The sequence below is a fragment of the Peribacillus loiseleuriae genome (assembly GCF_001183985.1).
GTDB classification, from domain to species: Bacteria; Bacillota; Bacilli; order Bacillales; family DSM-1321; genus Peribacillus; species Peribacillus loiseleuriae.
Window position 1 is genome coordinate 3,442,092 of sequence record NZ_LFZW01000001.1, and the last position, 24,690, is coordinate 3,466,781.

The following is a 24,690-nucleotide window of genomic DNA, read 5'->3' on the forward strand; positions in this document are numbered from 1 at the left end:
CTAACAAAACTCTTATAGCGTTAAAACTAAAAAACCATTTACTATGAAGGATCATCCTGTAGGACGCTACACTCCCCTAATCACAATGGTGGGGGTGCGGAGCTGGATTTTAGAGTACTTTCTTAATAAAGAAAGTATATCTACATAGTAGACTGACTATTATAGTAAGTCGTGGAGCCTAAGTCCTCATGTCCTTCATTCAAAAATGCAAAAAACTCCCGTCCCTATGCCTGTAGCATAGGGACGAGAGTTTACCCGCGGTTCCACCCTAATTGCCGCGTAGATACACGGCCTCTTTTATCTGCAAATGCAGCTAATATGCTCAGAAACGCCTTCCTTGAAAATCCATAGCCCGGCTCACACCATCCCAGGTTCGCTTATATGGAGAAAAATCAAGTACTCCTTTTCTTCAACGCATTATATTTGATTATGTTTTGAATTTTAACGAAGAGTTGCTCGGTTGTCAATATTTCTAAAATAGTTCTTTCATCGAATCCATCTGTTTTAAAAACTTCTTGGACTTTAAATGCAATCCGGAATATTCATCATAATAGGCGTCTATGATCGTCTGCAGTTCTTTCTTTGTCTCAGCTTTCACAGAAATATTACCGAGACGAGATAAATCAAAGTAATAAAATAGGCGTAACAATTTAACGGTCATAGGAGAAATCTTCATATGGTAACGATCTTTCCCAACACAGCGATGACAAAGAAAACCCCCTTCACGTATCGAAAAGGAGAACTCGCCCTCACTGTTGCCGCAACTAGCACATTGACTAAGCGTAGGACTAAGTCCATTCACCTGCAACATCTTCATCTCGAAGATGAACTTGAGAATTTCAGCATCATAGCCTTCATTTATGTAATAGAGCGATTGATAAAGCAACTCAAACAGAAACGGATTTGCCTTTCGATCATCCACACTCCTATCCAACAGTTCTACCATATAAGACGCATAAGCAGTTGCAAAAATATCTTCCCTTATTGAGCGCATCGAATCGATTGTTTCCCCTTGTTGAAGACTACCGAGACCGCTCGAAGGAGTGAAGATAAAATATCCGTAATAGAATAGCTGAGTGACGGCTGAGAGCCTGTTATTAGGCTTTTTGGCTCCTCTTGCCATCACGCCTATCTTACCGAACTCTCGAGTGTATAGGGTAATAATTTTATTATTCTCGCCATAATCTGTCCGCCGTATGACAATGCCTTCACATTTTTGTATCAAGCAACGATCACCCACCAATCATAAAAAAACAATTTGGCGTTAAAACGCCACAATCTAATTTAAAGGAATGCTTTATAAAACAAAGAAGATGACGAAGCATAGTTAGAATTTATCGATTTTCACTCAAACTCTAGTTTACCTTGCAATTTACTTGGTAACAATCTTAAAGTTGACGAAGCTCCGTCCCCTCTCTAAAAAGCGCAAAGAACGCCTGACTCCTTCGAGCCACGGCGCCTTTAACTATTAATAATGCATATTTAGAAATCAAGACGCACATCAGGTAACAGGAAAATCAATTTCAGCTATCTCTTCGTCATCCTCGGCTCGACCGCATTTTTCCACCTCTAATTCTTTAAAAAGAAGATAGGTATCAATATTACCGGTTTGACTAAACATTCCCCAGGTAAATTCTAACATCGTAAAGCCCACCTTTCGTGAGTAGCATGATTCTTTTTTCTGACCTATTAGTATCTTGACCCTTCTATCCATTTTCATAAGGAGTAAATATTGTTAATTAATATTCGTCCTCGTTAAATCCATAATCACGGAGCTGAGACATTTTATTGCGCCAGTCTTTTTGAACTTTCACCCATAATTCTAGGAATACTTTGGAACCTAATAGATTTTCAATATCAACACGCGCACGACTGCCGACTTCCTTCAGCATTTTCCCTTGCTTGCCAATGACGATCCCTTTTTGTGAGTCTCGCTCAACTACAATCGTCGCCATAACATTAATCGTTTCACTATTATCCATCTTCTTAATCGAATCAATCACAACGGCAACAGAATGCGGGATTTCCTCGCGTGTTAAGTGAAGAACTTTTTCTCGAATTAATTCAGAAATGATGAAGCGCTCAGGGTGATCCGTCACTTGATCTGCTGGATAAAACTGAGGACCTTCTGGCAGATGTTTCTTAATCTGTCCGACTAATGTTTCGACATTATTTCCTTCAAGTGCAGAAATCGGCACAACAGCTGTGAATGGATATAGCGCTTGATATTTTTCAAGCAACGGGAATAACTCATCTGGATGTAGTTGATCAATTTTGTTTACAACTAGGAAAACCGGTGTTTTAACATTTTTCAATTTCTCAATAATAAATTCATCGCCACGTCCGTATCCTTCAACAGCATTAATCATGAAGAGGATTAGGTCAACTTCTTTTAGCGTGTTCGTTGCAACCTTCATCATAAAGTCGCCTAACTTATGCTTCGGTTTATGAATGCCAGGTGTATCGATAAAAATCATTTGTGAATCATTTTGCGTCAGGACGCCTTGAACTTTATTTCTTGTTGTTTGCGGCTTATCGCTCATGATGGCAATCTTTTGTCCAATCACTCGGTTCAAGAAGGTACTTTTTCCGACATTTGGTCGACCAATAATCGAAATAAATCCTGACTTGTACCCTTTTTCTTGCGTATCTTCAAATAATTTATCCATTCAAATCCTCCGGTGTAAATGCTCCTGGAAGCAATTCTTCTACTGTTAGTTCTTGTATATCCCCATTTAGGTTCGTTAAAACCACTTTCATATCTTTTGGACATAATTCAGCAATCACTTGTCTGCACGCCCCGCATGGTGGCACGGGTCTTTTAGTGTCAGCTACAACCGCAATAGCAGAAAATCTCGTATCTCCTTCAGAAACTGCTTTAAAAATGGCTGTACGTTCGGCGCAGTTGGTCATGGAGTAAGCAGCATTTTCAATATTACAACCATGGTACACTTTGCCATCAGCTGTGAGCAATGCCGCCCCTACATTAAATTTGGAATACGGTGTGTACGCTTTATCCCTCGCAATTTTCGCTTCAGAGATTAGTTGAGATAATTCCATTTATTATCTTCCTTTCAATCAAAAGATGATTTAGTTGGTTTACAGTTGCATAAATCCACTTGGTTTTTTAAGAAAATATTTTCGGTAAAAAGATGATGAATCCTATAATGACAGAGAATATAGCATATATCAAAACGGCGCCCGCTGCAAAATCTTTTGCTTCTTTTGCCAATGGATGAATTTGATCTGTAGCCAAATCGACGGCCCTTTCAATGCTTGAATTCACCATTTCTAAAGTAATCGTACCTGAAATCGCGAGCAAGATGAACAGCCATTCGATTCCTGACAAAGAGAAGTAAAAGCCAAATCCGATCACAATTAGCGCAATAACCATATGAATCTTCATATTACGTTCTGATTTTACCGCTTGAATGATGCCGCAAAAAGCGAAACCAAAACTCCTATTCAATGGTGACTTTGGCTTAGTCTCTTTTAAGCCCATATGCTTCTAGAATGTCCGTTTGACGCGAGAACATTTCCTTTTCATCTGCTTCGTTCATATGGTCATAGCCTAATAAATGCAAAAAGCCGTGCAGTGCAAGAAATCCAAGCTCTCTATCGAAAGAATGACCATACTCCATAGCTTGCTCTTTTGTTTTTTCAATCGAGATGATAATATCCCCTAGCACTCTCGGTAGATTGTCACCGACTATTTCCACTTCATCTTCACCCATTTCCTCCAGCGCAAAGGAAATCACGTCTGTTGCATAATCTTTATCGCGATATTCAAAGTTGATTTCACGGATCCGTTCATTACTTACAAATGTAACAGATAATTCGCTGCCCGCTTCAATTCCTTCTTTACGAGCAGCAAATTGAATCACCTTACCAACAAGTTCAACTGCCGCTTCGCTCACTTCATTTGTCTCATCCAAAAAATCGATTTCTATCGTCATAGATTCACCTTCTGTTCAGTTTTATTCATTTCGGGATATTCTATTCTTGAGTGGAAGATGCCGTGTAAGGACTCACAAAGAGCCTCTCTTACTACATGCAATTCACGCATCGTAATATTGCATTCATCAAATTGATTGTCATTCAAGCGGTCGGTAATGATCGCACGTACGAGCGCTTCTATTTTCTCCTGTGTCGGATGATTCATCGATCTAACAGCAGCCTCGACACTATCCGCAATGCCGATAATGGCAACCTCTTTAGATTGCGCTTTTGGGCCTGGATAACGATAGCTTCCCTCAAGTGTTGTTTCGTCTTCCTTTAAAACCTTGTGGTAAAAAAATTTCAGCAACGTCGTCCCATGATGCTGTTCTGCAATATCAACAATTTCCTGGGGGAACTTATGCTTCCTAAGCATCACTGCTCCATCGACAGCATGAGCAATAATGATATCCTTACTCGTTTCAGGTGGCAACCTGTCATGTGGGTTCTCACTATTCATTTGATTTTCTATGAAAAAATGTGGCCGTTTTGTTTTCCCAATATCATGATAATAACATCCTACTCTTGCAAGCAACCCGTTCGCCCCAATCGCTTCACAAGCTGACTCTGCCAGATTCGCAACCATCACACTATGATGATATGTACCTGGGGCTTCCGTCAGTATTTTCCGAATAAGAGGATGATTTGGATTAGCAAGTTCAAGTAATTTAATGGACGATAGAATGCCAAAACCAGCTTCAAAAAATGGCAGTAAACCAATTGTTAACACAGCTGATCCTAATGCAGATACGATTGCAGCAAGCGAATAAATCATAAACTCCATCTTCGTATAGTTGCCATTCGTAATAGACGTAATGGCAAACACGAGCAAAATATTAATCACTGATAATACAAGGCCTGCCTGTAAAATTTTTACTTGGAAGTTTTTTCGAGACATGACAACAATTGCGGCAATGCCACTAAATAATATGTATAACCCAATTGTATAGTTAAGATTACCTGGAGTCTCCGTATTAAAAATAATCGAGCCAAATGCACCTAGAATAATCATAATCGCCGCGGCAAATCGCTCATTCAGCAAAATTTTTAATAACATAGCTGCAAGTGCAGCCGGAAAAAAATAGCCAATTTCCCCGTATTTAAGTTCGCCCAGTAAACTGAATATTTTCATCGTCCCGATACTCAAAATAAACACGAGGGCAAAAATCAACATTTGATTGGTTTTGCTTATTTCGAGATCATTGGAATGATAAAAGTAATAATAAAATCCTGCCAGCGAAATGAACACAAGGAGAAACAATCCAGCAAACGGATAAATTGTATTTTCATTATTAAGAAAACCTGCTAATTCAAGCTGTCTATATACTTCCCGTTCCACAAGTTGTCCTTCTTCAACAATGATTTGTCCTTGCAGAATTTTTACTGGTTCAACAGTTTCTATTGCTTTTCGCCTTTGATCCTCTGTCTTCTCTCGATCAAAGAAATAATTCTGGATAATCGCATTTCGTGCCAAAGAAAAGGAAGCAGACTTTAGCTCTGAACTAATACTAGCATACCTTAGCTCTTCTTCTGCCTTTTTCTTCGCGTTTTCCACATCATTAGCGGCAATTTTTGTGCTCATGACATTATTGACAGCTGTTATTGTCAAGTCCTTCGTAATGTTCAGTTCATCTTCGTCCGCATTAACAAGAGATGTCAGTACAGTATCACCAATTTCCCGACTCACATCTTCTGTTAGTTTTTCCTTAAGTAAGGATAATTGGTCTTTCGTCGAAACTGGAATATTTTTTCCGGTTTCATCTTTTCTGATCGTTTCTTCTGCTTCTTTCTTTACTTCCAAAGCAGAATCGAAAATAGATGAAATTAAATCGACTTTATTTTGGGCATATTCTTTTTTTAGCGTGTACACATCTGATACTTGCTTTGTTGCTTCTGCTTTCTCCTGTTCAGTTTTATATGTATCTTCAACAGTTTTCGTGGCTCGAATCGTTTGTTCAGAAGGCTGAAACAATTGGATATTAATTTTCTCTGGTTTTACATTTGAAAACATAATAAAGCAGCAATACACACCTATTAGTACAAACAGTAAAACCCGGACAAATCTATTTCCTAATAGCTCTCTTAATTTACGCACATATTCTTGAACTAGTCTCAAAAATCGCCCCTCCTATTTTGTTTCACATCAAATTATGTATACATAAGAATTGGCATCCGTCTATTAGTACTTGTTCAAAAAGGACGATAAAAAGAGTCGAAAGGTTCTAAAAGCTTGTATCTCTAACCTTGCGTATATGCAGTTGCAGTGATACGTCAAGACCCGACTTGCACAGGATAGGATATACTGACTTCTGTGTTGCACGTCATGACGTGTGTGATTTTAACAGAAGGTCTTCAATGAGCGTTAATGCAATTTGCAAGCTTTTTTACCGGACTTATTGAACAACATCTATCATGTAAAATCATAACAGTTTTCAATCGGCATTTCATCCTCTTATCACTGATTACAGAAGAAAACTCATCTTTTTTTCCTTTTTACCAGTATCGGTTATTGAACAAGACTTAAACTCCTTTTAAAAAAACTTATCACGAAAAAGGGTCAGAACTCATATCTCCTATACACTGTAAATCGTGTATAAAGTACGAGCTCTAACCCTTATGTAACATCTTTATTGATCTTCTACCGTATCATAGGCGGAGATAATTTTCGCAACTAATGGATGGCGGACTACGTCACTCTGCTCGAGATAGATGAAAGAAAGGCCTTTCACTTCCTTTAATACCCCTTCTACTGCAATTAAACCAGACTTCACTCCTTTTGGAAGATCAATCTGTGATCGGTCCCCCGTTATGACCATTTTCGACCCAAAGCCTAGTCTTGTTAAGAACATTTTCATTTGGGCTTGAGTGGTGTTTTGCGCTTCATCAAGGATAACAAAAGCATCATCTAGGGTTCTTCCCCTCATATATGCTAGGGGGGCGATCTCGATTGTACCACGTTCCATCATTCTTTGTGTCTGCTCCACGCCAAGCATATCGTGGAGAGAATCATACAATGGTCTTAAATATGGGTCGACCTTTTCCTTCAAGTCACCTGGAAGAAAACCTAAACTTTCACCAGCTTCTACTGCTGGACGAGTTAAAACAATTCGCTTCACCTGACCGTTTTTCAATGCATTGATGGCCATCACAACCGCTAAGTATGTTTTACCAGTACCCGCTGGACCAATACCAAAAACAAGATCATGCTTCTTAATCGAATGGATGTAATGGCGCTGTCCAAGCGTTTTGACACGTATCGATTTACCTTTCGCATTTTTGCCAATTTCTTCTTCATATAAATCGGCAAAGTACTCAAGTGTTCCTTTTTTAGCAAGTTCGAGTGCATAGATCACATCTCGTCCACTTATATTGATGCCTTTACGAATAATAGCAAGAAGAGATCGTAAAACATCCTCACAAAGAGCAGCACGATCTAGTTCGCCCGCAATCGTTATGCCTTCTCCGCGTGTAATTACGGAAACCTGCAATTCTTCTTCAAGCACCTTAATATGTACATCCCCATTACCAAGCAGCGCTTGCGCTTCATGGGGAGATTCAAGCCTTACGTTAATCGCTTTTATATCTTCTGACATTCGCTAGTCTCCTTGAATAATTGGTTGCCCAATCGCAATGTTTTCGATAACCTGATAATGTATTGATAGTATAACTTTACCATTTTCTATGCTTTCGTGCAAAATTTTTCCGCTAATAATCTCCGCATCTTCTGGAAGTTCTTTTTCTAAGCTCGCCTTTGCCATTTTTCTTGCTTCTTTCACGGCTTCATTCTTCGTATATTCCCTAATCAACTCTTCTTTACTTCTTAGCGTTTGCGCTTTATAGGAAATTGGCATTTTCCATTGCAAAAAATAGAAAGGCGCAGACGTTGTTTCTGTTACGTAGTCTGGATAATCCGGGTTCTTAAATCCCCAAACTGGAATAGAGAGACCACCGATGGCTATAGAGTGTCTAGTTGATTCATCACCATTAAACACAGAAAAATGTGTTTTTAGAGGAACTTCAACCGTTGCCTTATACCATGTTTCTCCCATAATCTTGCCAATTGCCGGTACCATTTGCGGCTTATCTTCTTTGCCAATTAGACCAGATACGAGCAGCTGCCCTTTTGTGACGTAATCATTGATACTAACGATGGGCTTGCCTTTTTCAACAAGCATCTTCTTAATAATGGCTTTTTTCTTAGCGACAAGATGTTGTGGAGAATAGGTTTTCACTTCTTCCGGCGTCTCTTTTTCAACAACCTGGAAGTGATAGGTTGTACCTTTTAAATCTACACCTACCCATGTTAACACATCAATTTTATCTCCTAACTGCTTTTGGATCTCATCCACATCAAGCAACAAGAATTGAAGCTTGCCTTTTTTTATCCCCATCTTATCCAATTCTTTCCGAATCGCATGCTCAGTATCTGGGCTTGCTTCGTGGACTTCGATTCCCCAAACCATATTAGACAGCACGAAAATCGTAATCAAAAAGGCAAAAAAGCCGAAGACAAATCCGCTATTTTTGATTAACCTTTTAATGATGAATGGACCACCGCTTCCTTTTACAAAGGTAACTTTACACTCATTTTTTCGAACGGCTTTCCGCAGGTTCGAAATTTCCTTCACATCCATACAAAAGACAAGAATACCAGGAGCCGTTCTCCTGATATCCCATACAGACACCCCTTGTCTAATCAGTTCATTTATTAACCGCTCCGTCCCTTTACCACTCGCCTTGACCTCCACAAACCCTGTGTACAAGTTTGTCCATTGATTCTTCATGATTCTCCTCCCAAGCTTACTCGTTTATATAAGAAACCTGATCAATTTTGCCTTCTAACATGATTTCTTCGGGCAAAATCGTTTTGATCACGAATGAACGTCCTTTAACGAGAAGCTGCCCATTTTTTAAAAGAAGCCGGACTTCTGTATCTGTAAAGTTCAATAACCCTCTATGATTTTCAATATAAATATGTAATTGACCAATCATCGTGATTCTTGGCAGGTCCATCATGACATCTTGCGGCAGATCCATAGTTTTAACAAGAAGCCTTCTAAATCGCTGCCCCCATTTTTGTGCCATAAAAAAGAACCCCCTTTCATCTCAATGTATGAAATGAATGGGGGTTCTAGCACCATTATTTTACTCTCATTTATTCTTACAATCGACGTCCCAAACGGGGTCTATTCTTGGCTCTTGGAGGACCAAGCACTTCAGCCATTATAATACCATCCATTACTTTCTGCTGAGTGATTTCAAAGTTGGTTTGATAAACTGGGCTGTTATGATCAGAAATCTCGTTCCTCACAGCTGAAACGCTTTTAGGTTGCATTTTACGCGTACGTTCAGATTCCTGCTTTTTCAGTTCTTGCTCCTTCGCCCATACTTCCGTTGCTGGTTTTGCTTCGTGTTCGGTTTCAAGAGCAGCCGGACGAGGAGCCTCCATTGATTTCTTTGCTTCTTCGTAAAATTGACGAATGGTTTTTGTACGCTCATACCTTGGATTTTGTTCACGCACTGGCTTCTGGTTAATAGGCGCAGTAGGTGTCCCGGTACGTTTGGGTTCACTTTGTTTTTCCTTCTTCTTTTTAAACATACTGGACACAATCCCAATAATAATGGCGATTACCCAGATGTTGCCGAAGATTAAATCAAAGAGGGATTCCATCATAAGCCTCCCTTCCTAATACCTTACTTGGTATCGTCATGATCCTTAGGACCTTTTGACATTTTGCCAATGGAACCACGCATTCCCGTGTCCGCTTCGATGTTTCGGATGTTCATGTAATCCATGACACCAAGATTGCCTGATTTTAACGCATCAGCCATCGCTAGCGGAACTTCAGCCTCAGCTTCAACAACCTTCGCTCTCATTTCCTGTACGCGAGCAACCATTTCTTGCTCTTCGGCGACAGCCATCGCACGACGTTCTTCTGCTTTTGCTTGCGCGATTTTCTTATCTGCTTCCGCTTGATCCGTTTGCAAAATCGCACCAATGTTTTTCCCAATATCTACATCCATAATATCAATCGAGAGAATTTCAAACGCAGTGCCAGCATCTAAGCCTTTTGATAAAACGGTACGAGAAATCAAATCAGGATTTTCAAGTACATCTGTATGGCTTTTTGAGCTACCAATTGTCGCGACAATCCCTTCACCAACACGGGCGATGATTGTTTCTTCACCAGCCCCCCCGACAAGGCGTTCAATATTGGCACGCACTGTGATTCTTGCTTTTGCTTTTACTTCAATCCCGTTCATTGCCACACCTGCAATATAAGGAGTTTCAATAACCTTTGGATTAACGCTCATTTGAACCGCTTCTAATACATCACGGCCGGCTAGGTCAATCGCCGCACCTCTTTCAAAAGGAAGAGCGATGTTCGCTCGTTCAGCAGCGATTAACGCATTCACGACACGGTCCACATTCCCTCCAGCCAAGTAATGACTTTCCAATTGGTTAGTTCCTACACCTATTCCAGCTTTATGTGCTTTAATAAGCGGATTTACAACTCGGCTTGGAATCACTCGACGTAATCTCATCCCAATTAGTGTAAATATGCTGACTCTTACGCCAGCGGCTAATGCTGAAATCCAAAGTGTAACGGGTACAAATGTAAAAAATACAGACAGTACGATAATAATCGCTATCGCAGCCAAAATAATAAAAATAGTATTTGCGTCCAAATCATTCATCCTTTCAAAATAAAAATAAAATCATCTAGATTTCACGAACGACAATTCGTGATCCTTCTGCCTTCACAACTTTAACCTTAGAGTTTTTCAAAATAAAGCTTCCTTCTGAAACAACATCCAAACGTTCCCCATTAATTTCAGCCGTCCCTGAAGGTCTTAAATCAACAATCGTGATTCCTTCTAGGCCAACCAACTCAATCCTACTTACATTTGATACATATCCTTGTTCCGAGCTTGTTGAGTCTTTTAATACAATTTTCCTAAAAAATTTCATCTCTTTTCCAAACACCTTTACAAGTAGAATAAACACAAGTATAGATACCGCTATTGCAACCAGTAGCGAAATTCCTAATTGGATGGGATTGTCAGAAGCCAAAAACAAGCTGACGATAATCGCAGCCATACCAAGAGCACCGACAACCCCACCTGGTACAAACAATTCGAGGATACATAATAAAATACCAGCAATAAATAAAACTAAAATTTCATACCCCGCAAGTCCCGCTACAAAATGCCCGTAAAAGTAGAGCAATAAGGCAATGAGCCCAGTAGCACCCGGGATTCCGAAGCCTGGGGTAAATAGCTCCATCACAATTCCCACTCCAGCAATGATTAACAGCACCGGAATAACAAATGGATTTGTCAGAAAGCGGGCGATTTTTTCGGCGATACTTTCATCAATCGACCGGATATCAGCATCTTCTACACCAAGTATGCTGTATAACTCACTTTTTGTACGCACCGTCCCTTCACTATAGCCGGCTTTTCTTGCTTGCTCAGCTGTGAACGTTAGTAATTTACCTTTTCCCGCATCATACTCAGGCAGATTAATATCTGCGTCAGCCATCGCTTGGGCATAGATAGGATCTCGCCCATTTTGTTCGGCCGCTGTTTTCATTGCGGCACTCCAAGCTGATTGAGCCTTGAGACCTGCTGCATTTCCTGCTGAATCGATAACAGCCGCTGATCCCATCGTTGCATTCGGAGCCATGTATATTTTATCTGTATTGAGCGAAATATACGCGCCTGCCGAAAGTGCTCGATTATTCACATAGGCAACTGTCTCCACTGACGTATTTTGCATGCGTTTTGCAATCTTTGTCGCAGAATTAACTACTCCCCCTGGTGTATCTACTTCAAAAATGACGACTTCGGCCCCGTTTTCCTCAGCTGTTGTCAATGCACGGTTAATAAATGCATACAATCCATCTTCCACTGTATCTTCAATTGGAACGAGATAAACAATTCCCCCCTTAGCTTTTGCTTGATTAGGCTGAACGATCAACAAGCTTGTCACTAATAATAGTAAGAAACCGATTATTACGGAACGCCAAATTCTCAAAGGAGATGCCTCCTTTCCTTATTTTTTGCTTCCCCTCTTTATTACGTATGTGTTGACCAAAGGTTTCAGAATCTTTACAGCTATTTTGAGTATCGCCTATGTAGCTAAAATCATCAAGGATAATCCCTTACAAACGTATGTAAATATTCATAAAGTATTTGCATGAGGAGAAAGCAAAAAATCTTCTATTTACATACGCACAAACAAAAAGCCATAGACATAATGCCTATGGCTTTGGGTGTGTGAGTTTAAGATAGATGTTGTTGCACTAACTTATTTACAAGAGAACCATCTGCTTTGCCTTTTACTTTAGGCATTAGTGCTCCCATTACTCGACCCATATCTGTTTTAGATGATGCTTTGACTTCTTCAATTGTATTTTTTACAATTTCTGAAATCTCTTCTTCTGAAAGTTGCTCCGGCATATATGCCTCAACGTAATCTATTTCGGTACGGACTTTATCCACGAGATCGATACGACCTGCATTTTCAAACTCTTGGAGGGAGTCTTTGCGTTGTTTTAATTCGCGAGAGAGCACTGTCAATTCTTCATCATCTGTTAATTCTTGACGCTTTTTCAATTCTTCGTTTTGAAGAGAAGATTTAAGCATTCGAATAACAGACAGTTTGTCCTTTTCTTTGTTCTTCATCGCTTGTTTCATATCATTATTTAAACGCTCGAGAAGACTCATCTTTCCACCCTCTCTTAGAATTTACGTTTTCTTGCAGCTTCAGACTTTTTCTTACGTTTTACACTTGGCTTTTCATAAAATTCACGCTTCCTAGCTTCCTGAAGCGATCCTGCTTTAGATACAGTACGTTTGAAACGACGAAGAGCATCTTCAAGCGATTCGTTTTTACGAACGACGGTTTTAGACATCTCTTTCCCTCCCTCCGAAAACAACACACAAACTCAAGTTGTCAACATGTTATACATGTACTAAACCATTATAATATATGCCTTTAATCAGGTCAACTGGTTAATTAAAACTAATTGTCGTTTACTGCGATATATCTAAAGTTTTTTTGTGAAAAATTATTTTTTATACATATTGTTCCAAGCGGTCATGTCCCACACAACTAGTCCATACACTTTAGCAGAGGTGAGCTACTTGAGGGATTTAGCCCTGTTTGTATTGTTTATTGTCATTTTTCTTACTGGAATGTTTGTACTGCGAATCGGCTTATTTAATTTGTCTGGAAAAAAATTAAAAACGCTGCTTGGAAAAATAACAAATCGCCCTTGGAAAGGCTTCTTAGCAGGCGTATTGTTTACAGGTATCCTCCAGAGTAGTTCAGCCGTCATGGTCATGACGGTCGGACTCGTTTCGTCAGGAAGCATTGCCTTCCGTCAAACTATCGGCATTATTCTTGGCACAAATATTGGTTCAACATTTACTGCAGAGTTTATGACCTTCTCACTTAACTCTTATATTATCCCTGGCGTTATTAGCGGGGCTGTATTGTGGCTACTTCCATCAACGCTCACGAGAAGCCTTGGGACTGCTTTGATTGGGATTAGCTCAATCTTCGCAGCGATGAGCGGGTTTAAATTTCTTTCCTCTTCATTAGCCAACTATCCATTTACAAAGCATTTGCTAGCAGAAATGGATCGTCATCTTTTCATTGCTATTTTAACAGGTGTGATCATCACAGCTATCATTCACTCCAGCTCAGCTACCATCGGCATTACAATGAGTTTTTTGGCAGGGGGAGATATGGCTTTAGTAACTGCGATCGCAATAATGCTCGGATCAAATGTCGGGACATGCATTACCGGTTGGATGGCAAGCATCGGCTCTGGAAAAGAAGCATCACTTACGGCGTATGCGCATATTTGGTTGAATTTTCTAGGAGTTTTGCTATTTATACCCTTGATTCATTATCTAGGAACATTCGCACAAGCGTTAACTTCTTCAAAGGACATGCAGCTTGCCCATGCAAGCGTCTTATTTAATGTCATCACATCACTCGCTGTATTGCCATTCTCTAAGCAATTTGCAAGCATCGTATCGAGAATTCATACTAGAAAAAAAACATAAAAGCTTTGCTTCAAAAACCATGGGAGGTTTTGAAACAAAGCCTTTTTTCGAATTAATAATCTGAATCAGCCGTTAAACCATTCACAATCGAAATCCCTGCACTTGCACCAATTCTAGTTGCTCCTGCTTCGATTACTTTCACTGCATCTTCTGTATTACGGACACCACCTGAAGCTTTAACACCGATCGTTGGACCTACTGTTTTTCTCATAAGGGCAATATCTTCAGGAGTCGCTCCACCTGTTGAGAAGCCAGTTGACGTTTTCACGTAATCAGCACCTGCTTTTACAGCAAGCTCACATGCACGGATTTTTTCTTCCTCTGTCAATAAAGACGTTTCGATAATGACTTTGGATAATGCTTTCCCTTTTGAACTTTCGACAACGGCACGGATATCTCGTTCTACTAATTCATCGTCTTGATCTTTTAATGCGCCGATATTGATGACCATATCGACTTCGTTTGCACCATTTTCAATAGCATTCTTCGTTTCAAATGCTTTCGTCTCAGGAGTATTTGCTCCTAACGGGAAGCCTATCACTGTACAAACGACTACATCAGAGCCTGCAAGCAATTCGCTCGCATAAGCAACCCAAGTAGGGTTAACGCACACTGAAGCGAAGTGATGCTCTCTTGCTTCCTCGCATAATTGTTTAATTTGTGCCTTTGTTGCATCTGCTTTTAATAACGTATGATCAATTAAGTTTGCTACATTTTGTGTCATATATAAAATCTCCCTTCTGAACTAAGTGTATTAGTTGTACGTACCTCTTCATCATATCATGTTTAGTCAAAATTGACGAGCGATAAACTTACACGCTCGAAATAAAGAAGGGTCTGACCCCACAACAACTAAATCCAGTATAAGATAAGTGTATGACACATTACATACCTGATTTAGAGTGCGGGGTCTGACCCTTTTTTTACACGATGAGCTAACTATTTGTTCACTTAATCACCCTAAAATTTCAGCTGTTGCTTTAGAGTCTGTCACAACTGTCACAAACTGTCCTTCATTATAAGGATAACCTGATTTTGTAATTTTCACTTTCACAATTTCGCCAACCATTTCTTCGGTAGCTTGGAAGACGACTTTTAAATAGTTATCTGTATAGCCTACATATAAGCTGCTTTTTGGATCCTCTTTGTAAAGATCTTCTGGAATAACTTCTAGCACTTCACCTTCAAAAAGAGAAGCATATTCTTTTGAAAGTTGCTCAGAAAGCGAGATTAAGCGGTGTACACGCTCATTTTTCACTTCTTCATCGACTTGATCTGTCATTCTCGCAGCCGGAGTGCCTGTACGTTTAGAATATGGGAAAACGTGCAATTCAGAGAATTTATGGTCTTTAATAAAATTATACGTTTCCATAAACTCTTCTTCCGTTTCACCCGGGAATCCGACAATTACATCGGAAGTAACCGCAAGACCTGGTAACGCTTGACGTAGTTTCTCTAAACGATCTGCATAAAAGGCCATCGAATATTTTCTTCTCATTCGTTTAAGGACTGTATCAGAACCAGATTGAATCGGGATGTGTAAATGACGTACGACTTTTTCGGAATTCGCCAACACTTCAATAACTTCATCCGTAATTTGACTTGCCTCAATTGAAGAAATTCTGATTCGTTTTAGTCCAACGATTTGCGTTTCTAAATCACGAAGCAATCTCGCTAAATTATAATCTTTCATATCTTCCCCATAGCCACCTGTATGGATACCAGTCAAAACAATTTCTTTATATCCGGCATCTACAAGTTGCTGTGCTTGATTAAGCACTTCTTTCGGATCACGGGAACGCATTAAGCCACGAGCCCAAGGAATGATACAAAATGTACAGAAATTATTACAGCCTTCTTGAATCTTCAAGGAAGCTCGCGTGCGATCTGTAAAAGCAGGTACATCCAGTTCTTCGTATACGCGTGATTTCATAATGTTCCCAACGCCGTTAATCGGCTGACGTTCTTGTTTGTATTGCTCGATATACCCAAGCATCTTCGTCCGGTCTTGGGTACCAACTACAATATCAACACCGGGAATGGCCATAATTTCAGCTGGTGACGTTTGTGCATAACAGCCTGTTACAGCTATAACAGCATCCGGGTTCTTCCGAATCGCTCGACGAATTACTTGGCGACTTTTTTTATCTCCAGTGTTTGTTACTGTACATGTATTGATTACATATACATCCGCGTTCGTTTCATATTCAACACGTTCGTAGCCATCATTTTTAAATAATTGCCAAATGGCTTCCGTTTCATAATGGTTTACTTTACATCCTAATGTATGAAAAGCGACAGTTGCCATCTTCTTCACCTCAATAATTCTAATTGATAGGAAACAGCAGCCAATGCGTAAAGTGGTGCTGTTTCAGTTCGTAATATTCTCGGTCCAAGACCACAGAGGGTAAATCCCGCTTCAGTTAATTGAGTGACTTCCCCTTCAGATAAGCCACCTTCTGGTCCAAATACAAAAAGCATGGATTGCCCAGCTTTTATGTTTTGTAAAGCAGAAACAAGAGCGCCCTTCTCTCCTTGTTTTGCTGCCTCTTCAAATGCGACCATTTTCACATCATACCCATTGGCGTACTTTATGAGACCTCCTAAGTTCAGAGGTTCTGTTACAATAGGGCGGACTGTACGATGTGACTGCTCAGCCGCTTCTTTAGCAATTTTCTGCAGGCGTTCGATTTTTTTCCCCGCCTTTTTGTCGTCCCATTTTACCACCGAACGAGCCGCAATGAAAGGGATAAACTCATGCGCTCCCAGCTCCGTTCCTTTTTGCACGATTACCTCTAATTTATCCCCTTTAGGCAGACCGCTCGCAATTGCAAGTTTAATCGGTAGTTCTTTATCTTCCTTAAGCCACTTTACAACAGTAGCTACAACAGTTTCACTTGTCACGTCTACAATCTCAGCCAATCCCGCTTGTCCATCCGGTTTAACACAAATCAACTGATCACCAACATTCATCCTCATTACCCTTGTAATATGATGAAAATCTGCTCCTGTGATTTGTATGGTTTCTTCATCTACAAACGCATCTCGTTCTAAGAAATATCGTTGCAAACAAACACCTACTTTCATACAAAACTTAAATGCCGTTAAAACGCCGCCAATTACTATGAAGAAATATCATTTAAGCACGCAACACCCGCTAAGTAGATTGGCTATATTAGTAGGTCGCGAATACTAAGTACCCATGTCCTTCATACAAAACAGGTGGCAATTGCTTTTGCCACCTTCTTTATCTCTTTAGTATACAACATTTTATCCCGTACTAACGGAAAGGATAGGCCTTACTCACATTAACCGTTTCTTTTCGCAATAAACGCAACCCAATCTTCCATTAACAGCGTCTCTTCAATCGTAAATCCAGCCGCAATAATGGCATCCTTCACTTCTTGTTTTTTGGGTTGAATAATTCCTGAAGAAATGAAATAGCCACCTGGTTTCACTACTTTTGCCACATCATCAGTAAAGCGAAGGATGACTTCAGCTAGAATATTAGCAACAACCACATCTGTTTGTTCTTTGATGCCATCTAGTAAATTCCCTTGCGAAACAGTAACTCGTTCTTGAACTTTATTAAGTTTCACATTAATGATTGCGGATCGGACGGCCACTTCATCTAAATCAAGACCATGAACGCTCTTCGCATCAAGTAATGCCGAGGCAATACTTAGAACGCCAGAACCCGTACCAACGTCTACTACAACATCACCAGGTTTTACTGTGCGCTCTAAGGCTTGGATACACATGACTGTCGTCGGATGAGTTCCAGTTCCAAAAGCCATTCCTGGATCTAATTCAATGATCAGCTCATCACTGTTCACTGGTGTATAGTCTTCCCATGTTGGCACAATGGTAAAACGTTCAGAAATCTTAACTGGATGATAATATTTCTTCCAAGCAGTTGCCCATTCTTCTTCATTCACTTCACTAATCGAAATAGCATTTAACCCTAAATCTATATCAAACACTAAAAGATTATTAATGGATTCTTTAATCGCATCAACTGTCTCACCTAAGAAACTATTCACAGGAATATATGCTTTAACGACAACGCCTTCTTCGGGATAATCGGCAGGGTTGAGCTGGTAGATCTCCCCAAAGACATTTTCTCGTTCCTTTTGCAGTTCCAATGGATCTTCAATAACAACTCCACTCGCACCCGCCTCATGCAGAATATTGGAAACAGGTTCGACCGCTTCATTCGTTGTATGGATTGCAATTTCAGACCATTTCATTTCTACCAACTCCCCTAATCAATTATTCACCTTTAAATGCGCGTTTTACTTTAGCAAAAAATCCAGCTTCCTGTTCATCTGGAGCATTCTGTCCACTGATATCAGAGAATTCACGAAGTAATTGCTTTTGTTTTTCAGTAAGCTTTCTCGGCGTTATAAGTAAAATAACTACATGCTGATCACCTTGACCATAGCCACGTACATTTTGAACACCTTTTCCTTTAAGACGGAAGCGAGTACCTGTTTGTGTGCCAGCCGGAACTTTCAGCTTCACTTTTCCATGGACAGTAGGGACTTCAATTTCATCACCTAGTGCTGCTTGAGCAAATGTAATCGGCATTTCACAATAAATATCATCGCCTTCACGCTCAAAAAATTCATGTTCACGTACTCGGAACACTACATACAAGTCCCCAGCAGGACCGCCATTGAACCCTGGTTCTCCTTGCCCTGTAACACGTAGCTGCTGGCCGTCATCAATTCCAGCCGGAACCTTGACTTCAATCTTTTTACGTTTTTGAACTTTTCCAGCACCACTACATGTTGAACATTTTTCAGGAATAATTTTCCCAGTTCCTTGACAATGATGACAAGTACGACGATTGACCATGCGACCAAACGCTGTGTTTTGCTCTACATTCAATTGACCTGTACCATGACAATGTGAACAAGTATTTACCTTTGTTCCTGGTTTAGCTCCTGAACCAGAACATGTGTCACATGTTTCTTCACGAGGAATCTCGATGACGGCCTCTTTACCAAACACCGCTTCTTCAAAAGAAAGGGTCATCGTGTATTGTAAATCAGATCCTTGTCTTGGTGCGTTCGGATCTCTTCTTCTTCCGCCGCCCCCACCAAAGAACGTACTGAAAATGTCTTCAAATCCGCCGAAACCACCAAAGTCCTGCCCACCAAAACCTTGATTCGGATCTGTATGTCCAAATTGGTCATAATGTGCTTTCTTTTGATCATCGCTTAAAACTTCATATGCTTCTGTAATCTCTTTAAATTTATCATTCGCGTCTTCCGCTTTATTAATATCTGGATGATATTGTTTAGAAAGCTTACGATACGCCTTTTTTACTTCATCTTTAGATGCTCCTTTGGAAACCCCAAGCACCTCATAATAATCTCGTTTACTCATACCTATTTCTCACTCCCGATCCTTTTTCACATAAAGATTATTCTAACATTCTTCAAAGATATAGTGCAATAAGAAAAACCGTCACCGGTCCTTGGCTACAAAAAACTAGGTATTTAACTTAAAGAAATGTTGAAGCACCTCTTAAGGTAGGCTGACTAAGATCGGCACGTCCTGCGGCAACGTCGGCATGACCCACATTCTGTGGGCCTAAGAAAAAGGGGGTGACGCATGCATGTTACTTGCCCACCAACCATTTCATTTCGAATCTCAAAAAAGCCAAAGCCAAGATAACCTGACTTTGACTTTTTTTCAGAGAGTTGGCTCTTCGTTAATCAATCGCCATATCTCGTTTTATTATTTTTTATCGTCGTCTACTTCTGTGAATTCAGCGTCCACTACATCATCATTTGATGGTTGTGCTTCGCCCTCTGCACCTTGAGCAGCTTGTTGTGCTTTTGCAGCTTCTTCGTAAAGCTTCATTGATAATGCTTGAACGATTTCATTAAGCGCGTCTTTTTTCGTACGAATTTCTTCTAATTCGTTTTTCTCAATAGCAGCTTTCAGTTCGTCTTTCGCTTCGTTTGCTTTCGCAACTTCCGCTTCATCTACTTTACCTTCAAGGTCTTTTAACGTTTTTTCCGTTTGGAAAACGAGTTGATCTGCTTCGTTGCGAAGTTCAACTTCTTCTTTACGTTGTTTATCTGCATCAGCGTTTTCTTCCGCTTCACGTACCATGCGGTCGATTTCTTCATCAGATAGACCTGAAGATGATTTAATTGTAATCGCTTGTTCTTTGTTTGTACCAAGGTCTTTCGCGCGAACGTTTACGATACCGTTTTTGTCAATATCAAACGTTACTTCAACTTGTGGAATTCCACGTGGTGCTGGTGGAATATCGCTTAATTGGAAGCGGCCAAGCGTTTTATTATCCGCAGACATTGGACGCTCACCTTGAAGAACATGGATATCTACAGCTGTTTGATTATCAGCAGCCGTTGAGAATACTTGAGATTTACTTGTCGGAATTGTTGTATTACGTTCAATCAACTTCGTAAATACGCCGCCCATTGTTTCGATACCAAGAGAAAGCGGAGTTACGTCAAGTAAAACAACGTCTTTTACATCTCCAGTCAGAACGCCACCTTGAATCGCTGCACCCATTGCTACTACTTCATCTGGGTTTACACCTTTTGAAGGTTCTTGACCTAATTCTTTTTTGATTGCTTCAACAACAGCAGGTATACGTGTTGAACCACCAACAAGAATTACTTTATCGATTTCAGATGCAGAAAGTCCTGAATCTTTCAATGCTTGACGAGTTGGTCCCATTGTACGCTCTACAAGTCCAGCTGTGATTTCATCAAATTTCGCTCTTGTTAATGTAACGTCTAAGTGAAGCGGACCTGCTTCTCCAGCCGTAATAAATGGCAATGAAACTTGAGTAGACGTAACACCAGAAAGATCTTTTTTCGCTTTCTCAGCAGCATCTTTCAATCGTTGTAATGCCATTTTATCTTTACCAAGGTCAATGCCATTTTCTTTTTTGAATTCCGCTACTAAGTAATCAATAACTTCTTGGTCAAAATCATCTCCACCAAGTTTGTTATCTCCAGCAGTTGATTTCACTTCGAAAACGCCGTCTCCCAATTCCATGACAGAAACGTCGAACGTACCGCCACCAAGGTCAAAAACAAGAATCGTTTGATCTTGATCAGTTTTATCTAAACCATAAGCTAATGCTGCAGCAGTTGGTTCGTTAATAATACGCTCTACTTCAAGACCAGCGATTTGTCCAGCGTCTTTTGTCGCTTGACGTTCTGCATCATTAAAGTATGCAGGAACCGTGATAACTGCTTTCGTTACTTTTTCGCCAAGGTATTCTTCAGCATATGATTTCAAGTATTGAAGGATAATTGCTGAAACTTCTTGAGGTGAATAATCTTTACCTTCAATTGTTTCTTTGTGATTTGTTCCCATATGACGTTTAACAGAAATAATTGTGTTAGGGTTTGTGATTGCTTGACGTTTCGCTACTTCCCCAACTTGTCTTTCACCATTTTTGAAAGCAACAACGGATGGTGTTGTACGATTGCCTTCTGGATTCGGAATTACTTTTGGCTCTCCACCTTCAAGAACGGATACACATGAGTTCGTTGTACCTAAGTCAATACCAATAATCTTGCTCATAGTCACTTACCTCCTACTATTTATGTAATTTCTTATTCACTTACTTTTACCATTGATGGACGAACCACTCTGTCCTTCAAGATATAACCTTTTTGGAACTCTTCCACGACGATATTAGATTCAACGTTATCAGCTTGTACTTGCATTACAGCTTGATGCATATGTGGGTCAAATTCTTTTCCAACAGCCTCAATCGCTTCTACGCCTTCTTTTTTCAACGCTTCTACAATTCCTTTGTAGATCATTTCCATTCCAGCAAGCATCGATTTCGTTTCTTCATGATCGCTTTCGATTTTCATTGCTCTTTCAAAATTATCTAGAGACTGAATTAAATCGCCAGCAAGGCTTTGCGCTCTATATTTCAATGCCGCTTCCATATCAAGCTTGGCACGTCGTCTTGAATTGTCAAAATCAGCTTGTAAACGTAAATATTTATTGTCCATTTCTTCAATCTTTGCTTCTAGTTCTTCAATTTTCGCAGTGGCAGTTTGAAGTTCATCTAGTTCTACGACAGATTCTTCTTCACTTACCTGCTCAACTTGAACATCCCCTTCAGCAAAAATAGCTTCAACAGTTTCTTCGTTTACTTGCTGTTCCACTGTCTGTTCATTTTTTCTCTCTTCTGTCACAATCTCACCTCCTAAAAATGGGTGCTTTATATATGTAAGACATGCTAGAGAACGGCAGAACGGAACATTCTGCACTTCCTCCAATATTGCCTTTACTAATAATTTTGATACAGCTTTGTTAAAAGGGCTGTCATATCCTTCGAGAAAAATTCCAGCAAACTAATAACGCGGGAGTATTCCATTCTTGTCGGTCCAAGAATCGCAATCGTCCCTACTTGTTGCTGCCCGACCGAATATGTCGCGGTAATCAAACTGCAATCTTCAAGTAAAACATTGTTATTTTCTCTACCGATTTTCACGTGAATACCAGCTGGATTTTGTTTCATAATTTCATAAAGGCCCTGTTCCTGTTCAATCAATGATAGCAGTGAGGATACTTTATCAATATCATGAAACTCAGGTTGCTTCAACATATTCGTTTTGCCGCCAAAAAATAATTTGGGCGGGTTAGAGATATCCAGCGTTTCTGCAAGAGAAGTCACTAACGTACCATAATTATGGATATGCTGACTAAGTAATACGGCTACTTCTTTATAAATCTTATCGCGCAGTTCAGCAAGAGGGACCCCAACAAGACGATCATTTAAAATATTTGCCATTTTCTCAATTTCGTTCATATCAAAAGATGGCGGAAGTGAAATGACCTTATTCTCAACATGTCCAGTGTCGGTAATAATAATTGCAATCGCCGTTTCCCTACTTAAAGAGATAATTTGAATCTTCTTCAGCTTGTTATCTTTGACTTTTGGGCCTAAAACGATAGATGTGTAATTCGTTAGCTCTGAGAGTATTTTGGCGGATTTTTGAACAATTTTCTCAAGTTCATAGATCCGATCTGCAAAAATCGAGCGAATAATGCGCCGATCATCTGTTTTTAAGCTCTGCGGCGCCAACAAATGGTCCACATAATATCTATACCCTTTTTCAGAAGGAATTCTCCCCGACGAGGTATGTGTTTTTTCCAAAAAACCAAATTCTTCTAAATCCGACATCTCATTCCGGATTGTCGCAGAACTAAAGGCGATTCCTTCTTTTTTCGACAAACTCCGCGATCCAATTGGTTGGGCATTTCGAATAAAATCATCGATAATAGCTTGAAGGATTAATAATTGACGATCCGTTATCATCTATGATCCCCCCTGTTAGCACTCTGTCCTCTTGAGTGCTAATATACTAATAAATTATCAAATGCCGGTAGTGATGTCAACGGTTTAGCACTAGAACTTTCTTCATTTTTTTTAGAGAAAGTATATCTTTATTCTAAACCAATGAATTCCTGGAATACTTCATTACCGAGTAGTTTGCCTCGCTTGGTTAATCGCACAAACCCGTCCTTCTCTTCTAACAAGCCATTCCCTATATGTTTTTCGAGCGGTTTTGCAAAAATATCTGTCATTTCTACACGATATTTATCGAAAAATTTCGTGTAAGAAACACCTTCTGTTTTTCTCAGCCCCAAAAACATTTCCTCTTCCATTTGTTCATGAAGGGGAACAAGATGATTTTCTAGGACAGGCAGCTCGTTATCTAGAAGTGGTTCCATATATTTCTTCACAGGCCCATGATTAGCAATACGGCTACCTGCTGTATAGCCATGGGCACCAGCGCCGATTCCATAATACTCATCATTATTCCAATAAGTTAAGTTATGACGACTTTCATGGCCTGGTCTAGCAAAATTGCTGATTTCATATTGATGAAGACCATGATACTCCATCGTTTCCATTAGCCGCTCATACATGCGCGCTTCTAAATCCTGAGGAGGTAAATTTAGTTTTCCCTTTTGCATTAAATTATAAAAAACCGTTTTAGGCTCCACAATCAGCGAATAACTAGAGTAATGCGGCAAATCAAGCGCAAGCGCTGCATCAAGCGTTTCTATGAAATCATCCATCGTCTGACCTGGAAGTCCATAAATCAAGTCAATACTTATATTCGTAAAGCCGACCGATTGCGCTTTTTCAATGGTTTCATACACTTCTTTCGCTCGGTGTGTTCGGCCAATTCTCTTTAATAACTCATCATTAAAGCTCTGTACCCCAAAACTAAGTCGATTTACACCTGATCGAAACATGATGTCCAATTTTTCACGGGAAAGATCACCAGGATTCGCTTCAAAGGAGTATTCAGCTCCTGCATTCATTGGCATCAATTCAGAAATTGAATCACAAAGAAAGGCTAACTGTTTTTCATCTAAAGAGGTCGGAGTTCCACCACCGACAAAAACAGTATCAAGCCCCGCAGTTGGATACTTAGCCAGCTGTAATTGCATTTCTTTTTTCATCATCGCTAAATATTCATCAACCGGCTGGCCTTTTAAAAATACTTTATTGAAATCACAATAGTGGCAAATATGCTCACAAAACGGAATATGGATATAAGCGCTTTTTATCATTTTGTT

General features: G+C 39.9%; 25 protein-coding genes and 1 other annotated feature. Of the genes, 1 reads left to right on the top strand and 24 read right to left on the bottom strand.

Translation table 11 applies throughout. The annotated features are described in order from the left end of the window. Positions 1-236: 236 nt before the first annotated feature. Positions 237-422 (bottom strand) — a binding site (T-box leader). Positions 423-472: 50 nt separating this feature from the next. The 15 genes from recO to rpsU all read right to left on the bottom strand — a co-directional run bounded on the left by recO (position 473) and on the right by rpsU (position 12,917). After that, complete coding sequence (gene recO, locus AC625_RS16025) at positions 473-1,225, bottom strand: DNA repair protein RecO (protein ID WP_049682190.1); 753 nt, start codon at positions 1,223-1,225, stop codon at positions 473-475. Between the two features lie 276 nt (positions 1,226-1,501). Beyond that, complete coding sequence (locus AC625_RS26005; RefSeq protein WP_082191138.1) at positions 1,502-1,642, bottom strand: YqzL family protein; 141 nt, start codon at positions 1,640-1,642, stop codon at positions 1,502-1,504. Positions 1,643-1,739: 97 nt separating this feature from the next. Further along, a complete protein-coding gene (gene era / locus AC625_RS16030; protein ID WP_049682191.1) occupies positions 1,740-2,669 on the bottom strand; it encodes a GTPase Era in 930 nt (309 codons plus the stop codon). After that, complete coding sequence (locus AC625_RS16035; protein ID WP_049682192.1) at positions 2,662-3,060, bottom strand: cytidine deaminase; 399 nt, start codon at positions 3,058-3,060, stop codon at positions 2,662-2,664. Before AC625_RS16035 ends, era begins: the two co-directional genes overlap by 8 nt. A 67-nt stretch (positions 3,061-3,127) precedes the next feature. Further along, on the bottom strand, positions 3,128-3,502 hold the full coding sequence (locus AC625_RS16040; RefSeq protein WP_049682193.1) for a diacylglycerol kinase family protein: 375 nt from the start codon (positions 3,500-3,502) through the stop codon (positions 3,128-3,130). Then, a complete protein-coding gene (ybeY, locus tag AC625_RS16045) occupies positions 3,483-3,956 on the bottom strand; it encodes an rRNA maturation RNase YbeY (RefSeq protein WP_049682194.1) in 474 nt (157 codons plus the stop codon). The genes AC625_RS16040 and ybeY overlap by 20 nt, the downstream gene beginning before the upstream one ends. Next, complete coding sequence (locus tag AC625_RS16050; protein ID WP_049682195.1) at positions 3,953-6,112, bottom strand: HD family phosphohydrolase; 2,160 nt, start codon at positions 6,110-6,112, stop codon at positions 3,953-3,955. Before AC625_RS16050 ends, ybeY begins: the two co-directional genes overlap by 4 nt. Before the next feature lie 511 nt (positions 6,113-6,623). After that, complete coding sequence (locus tag AC625_RS16055) at positions 6,624-7,589, bottom strand: PhoH family protein (RefSeq protein ID WP_049682196.1); 966 nt, start codon at positions 7,587-7,589, stop codon at positions 6,624-6,626. Positions 7,590-7,592: 3 nt separating this feature from the next. Next, the gene (yqfD, locus tag AC625_RS16060) at positions 7,593-8,780 is read right to left on the bottom strand and encodes a sporulation protein YqfD (RefSeq protein WP_049682197.1); all 1,188 of its coding nucleotides are present in this window, start codon (positions 8,778-8,780) and stop codon (positions 7,593-7,595) included. A 16-nt stretch (positions 8,781-8,796) separates the two neighbouring features. Continuing rightward, entirely contained in the window at positions 8,797-9,081 is a 285-nt protein-coding gene (yqfC, locus tag AC625_RS16065; RefSeq protein WP_028391848.1) for a sporulation protein YqfC, read from the bottom strand. Positions 9,082-9,157: 76 nt separating this feature from the next. Next, a complete protein-coding gene (locus AC625_RS16070) occupies positions 9,158-9,667 on the bottom strand; it encodes a hypothetical protein (RefSeq protein ID WP_049682198.1) in 510 nt (169 codons plus the stop codon). A 23-nt stretch (positions 9,668-9,690) separates the two neighbouring features. Next, on the bottom strand, positions 9,691-10,695 hold the full coding sequence (gene floA / locus AC625_RS16075) for a flotillin-like protein FloA (protein WP_082191139.1): 1,005 nt from the start codon (positions 10,693-10,695) through the stop codon (positions 9,691-9,693). Positions 10,696-10,720: 25 nt separating this feature from the next. After that, the gene (locus tag AC625_RS16080; protein ID WP_049682200.1) at positions 10,721-12,037 is read right to left on the bottom strand and encodes an NfeD family protein; all 1,317 of its coding nucleotides are present in this window, start codon (positions 12,035-12,037) and stop codon (positions 10,721-10,723) included. 248 nt (positions 12,038-12,285) lie between these two features. Further along, positions 12,286-12,729 (bottom strand): GatB/YqeY domain-containing protein, encoded by a 444-nt coding sequence (locus tag AC625_RS16085; RefSeq protein WP_049682201.1) that lies wholly within the window; start codon positions 12,727-12,729, stop codon positions 12,286-12,288. Between the two features lie 14 nt (positions 12,730-12,743). Beyond that, complete coding sequence (gene rpsU, locus AC625_RS16090; protein WP_028391853.1) at positions 12,744-12,917, bottom strand: 30S ribosomal protein S21; 174 nt, start codon at positions 12,915-12,917, stop codon at positions 12,744-12,746. A gap of 232 nt (positions 12,918-13,149) precedes the next feature. Here rpsU and AC625_RS16095 point away from each other — a divergent pair, with 232 nt between their 5' ends. After that, positions 13,150-14,079, top strand: coding sequence for a Na/Pi symporter (locus tag AC625_RS16095; protein ID WP_156187561.1), 930 nt, complete (start codon positions 13,150-13,152; stop codon positions 14,077-14,079). A gap of 52 nt (positions 14,080-14,131) precedes the next feature. Here AC625_RS16095 and deoC read toward each other — a convergent pair whose 3' ends face one another. From deoC to hemW, 9 genes are all read right to left on the bottom strand, one after another. Further along, positions 14,132-14,803, bottom strand: coding sequence for a deoxyribose-phosphate aldolase (gene deoC, locus AC625_RS16100; protein ID WP_049682203.1), 672 nt, complete (start codon positions 14,801-14,803; stop codon positions 14,132-14,134). A 231-nt stretch (positions 14,804-15,034) separates the two neighbouring features. After that, positions 15,035-16,387 (bottom strand): tRNA (N(6)-L-threonylcarbamoyladenosine(37)-C(2))-methylthiotransferase MtaB, encoded by a 1,353-nt coding sequence (mtaB, locus tag AC625_RS16105; RefSeq protein ID WP_049682204.1) that lies wholly within the window; start codon positions 16,385-16,387, stop codon positions 15,035-15,037. Between the two features lie 5 nt (positions 16,388-16,392). Then, positions 16,393-17,148 (bottom strand): 16S rRNA (uracil(1498)-N(3))-methyltransferase, encoded by a 756-nt coding sequence (locus tag AC625_RS16110; protein ID WP_049682205.1) that lies wholly within the window; start codon positions 17,146-17,148, stop codon positions 16,393-16,395. A gap of 239 nt (positions 17,149-17,387) precedes the next feature. After that, complete coding sequence (prmA, locus tag AC625_RS16115; RefSeq protein ID WP_049682206.1) at positions 17,388-18,329, bottom strand: 50S ribosomal protein L11 methyltransferase; 942 nt, start codon at positions 18,327-18,329, stop codon at positions 17,388-17,390. Positions 18,330-18,351: 22 nt separating this feature from the next. Beyond that, complete coding sequence (dnaJ, locus tag AC625_RS16120; protein WP_049682207.1) at positions 18,352-19,473, bottom strand: molecular chaperone DnaJ; 1,122 nt, start codon at positions 19,471-19,473, stop codon at positions 18,352-18,354. Positions 19,474-19,827: 354 nt separating this feature from the next. Continuing rightward, positions 19,828-21,660 (bottom strand): molecular chaperone DnaK, encoded by a 1,833-nt coding sequence (dnaK, locus tag AC625_RS16125; RefSeq protein WP_049682208.1) that lies wholly within the window; start codon positions 21,658-21,660, stop codon positions 19,828-19,830. 32 nt (positions 21,661-21,692) lie between these two features. Beyond that, positions 21,693-22,289 (bottom strand): nucleotide exchange factor GrpE, encoded by a 597-nt coding sequence (gene grpE, locus AC625_RS16130; RefSeq protein WP_180320112.1) that lies wholly within the window; start codon positions 22,287-22,289, stop codon positions 21,693-21,695. A 95-nt stretch (positions 22,290-22,384) separates the two neighbouring features. After that, entirely contained in the window at positions 22,385-23,416 is a 1,032-nt protein-coding gene (hrcA, locus tag AC625_RS16135; protein WP_049682209.1) for a heat-inducible transcriptional repressor HrcA, read from the bottom strand. Positions 23,417-23,544: 128 nt separating this feature from the next. Further along, the gene (gene hemW / locus AC625_RS16140; RefSeq protein ID WP_049682210.1) at positions 23,545-24,684 is read right to left on the bottom strand and encodes a radical SAM family heme chaperone HemW; all 1,140 of its coding nucleotides are present in this window, start codon (positions 24,682-24,684) and stop codon (positions 23,545-23,547) included. Between the last annotated feature and the right edge of the window lie 6 nt (positions 24,685-24,690).

What these genes read in the sequence shown, in the direction of transcription:
- AC625_RS16085 (WP_049682201.1), bottom strand. Translation starts at nt 12,729, where the DNA reads ATGAGTCTTCTCGAGCGTTTAAATAATGATATGAAACAAGCGATGAAG.
- prmA (WP_049682206.1), bottom strand. Translation starts at nt 18,329, where the DNA reads ATGAAATGGTCTGAAATTGCAATCCATACAACGAATGAAGCGGTCGAA.
- ybeY (WP_049682194.1), bottom strand. Translation starts at nt 3,956, where the DNA reads ATGACGATAGAAATCGATTTTTTGGATGAGACAAATGAAGTGAGCGAA.
- floA (WP_082191139.1), bottom strand. Translation starts at nt 10,695, where the DNA reads ATGAATGATTTGGACGCAAATACTATTTTTATTATTTTGGCTGCGATA.
- era (WP_049682191.1), bottom strand. Translation starts at nt 2,669, where the DNA reads ATGGATAAATTATTTGAAGATACGCAAGAAAAAGGGTACAAGTCAGGA.
- AC625_RS16035 (WP_049682192.1), bottom strand. Translation starts at nt 3,060, where the DNA reads ATGGAATTATCTCAACTAATCTCTGAAGCGAAAATTGCGAGGGATAAA.
- yqfC (WP_028391848.1), bottom strand. Translation starts at nt 9,081, where the DNA reads ATGGCACAAAAATGGGGGCAGCGATTTAGAAGGCTTCTTGTTAAAACT.
- mtaB (WP_049682204.1), bottom strand. Translation starts at nt 16,387, where the DNA reads ATGGCAACTGTCGCTTTTCATACATTAGGATGTAAAGTAAACCATTAT.
- deoC (WP_049682203.1), bottom strand. Translation starts at nt 14,803, where the DNA reads ATGACACAAAATGTAGCAAACTTAATTGATCATACGTTATTAAAAGCA.
- rpsU (WP_028391853.1), bottom strand. Translation starts at nt 12,917, where the DNA reads ATGTCTAAAACCGTCGTTCGTAAAAACGAATCGCTTGAAGATGCTCTT.
- hemW (WP_049682210.1), bottom strand. Translation starts at nt 24,684, where the DNA reads ATGATAAAAAGCGCTTATATCCATATTCCGTTTTGTGAGCATATTTGC.
- AC625_RS16070 (WP_049682198.1), bottom strand. Translation starts at nt 9,667, where the DNA reads ATGGAATCCCTCTTTGATTTAATCTTCGGCAACATCTGGGTAATCGCC.
- dnaJ (WP_049682207.1), bottom strand. Translation starts at nt 19,473, where the DNA reads ATGAGTAAACGAGATTATTATGAGGTGCTTGGGGTTTCCAAAGGAGCA.
- AC625_RS16040 (WP_049682193.1), bottom strand. Translation starts at nt 3,502, where the DNA reads ATGGGCTTAAAAGAGACTAAGCCAAAGTCACCATTGAATAGGAGTTTT.
- AC625_RS16055 (WP_049682196.1), bottom strand. Translation starts at nt 7,589, where the DNA reads ATGTCAGAAGATATAAAAGCGATTAACGTAAGGCTTGAATCTCCCCAT.
- dnaK (WP_049682208.1), bottom strand. Translation starts at nt 21,660, where the DNA reads ATGAGCAAGATTATTGGTATTGACTTAGGTACAACGAACTCATGTGTA.
- AC625_RS26005 (WP_082191138.1), bottom strand. Translation starts at nt 1,642, where the DNA reads ATGTTAGAATTTACCTGGGGAATGTTTAGTCAAACCGGTAATATTGAT.
- hrcA (WP_049682209.1), bottom strand. Translation starts at nt 23,416, where the DNA reads ATGATAACGGATCGTCAATTATTAATCCTTCAAGCTATTATCGATGAT.
- yqfD (WP_049682197.1), bottom strand. Translation starts at nt 8,780, where the DNA reads ATGAAGAATCAATGGACAAACTTGTACACAGGGTTTGTGGAGGTCAAG.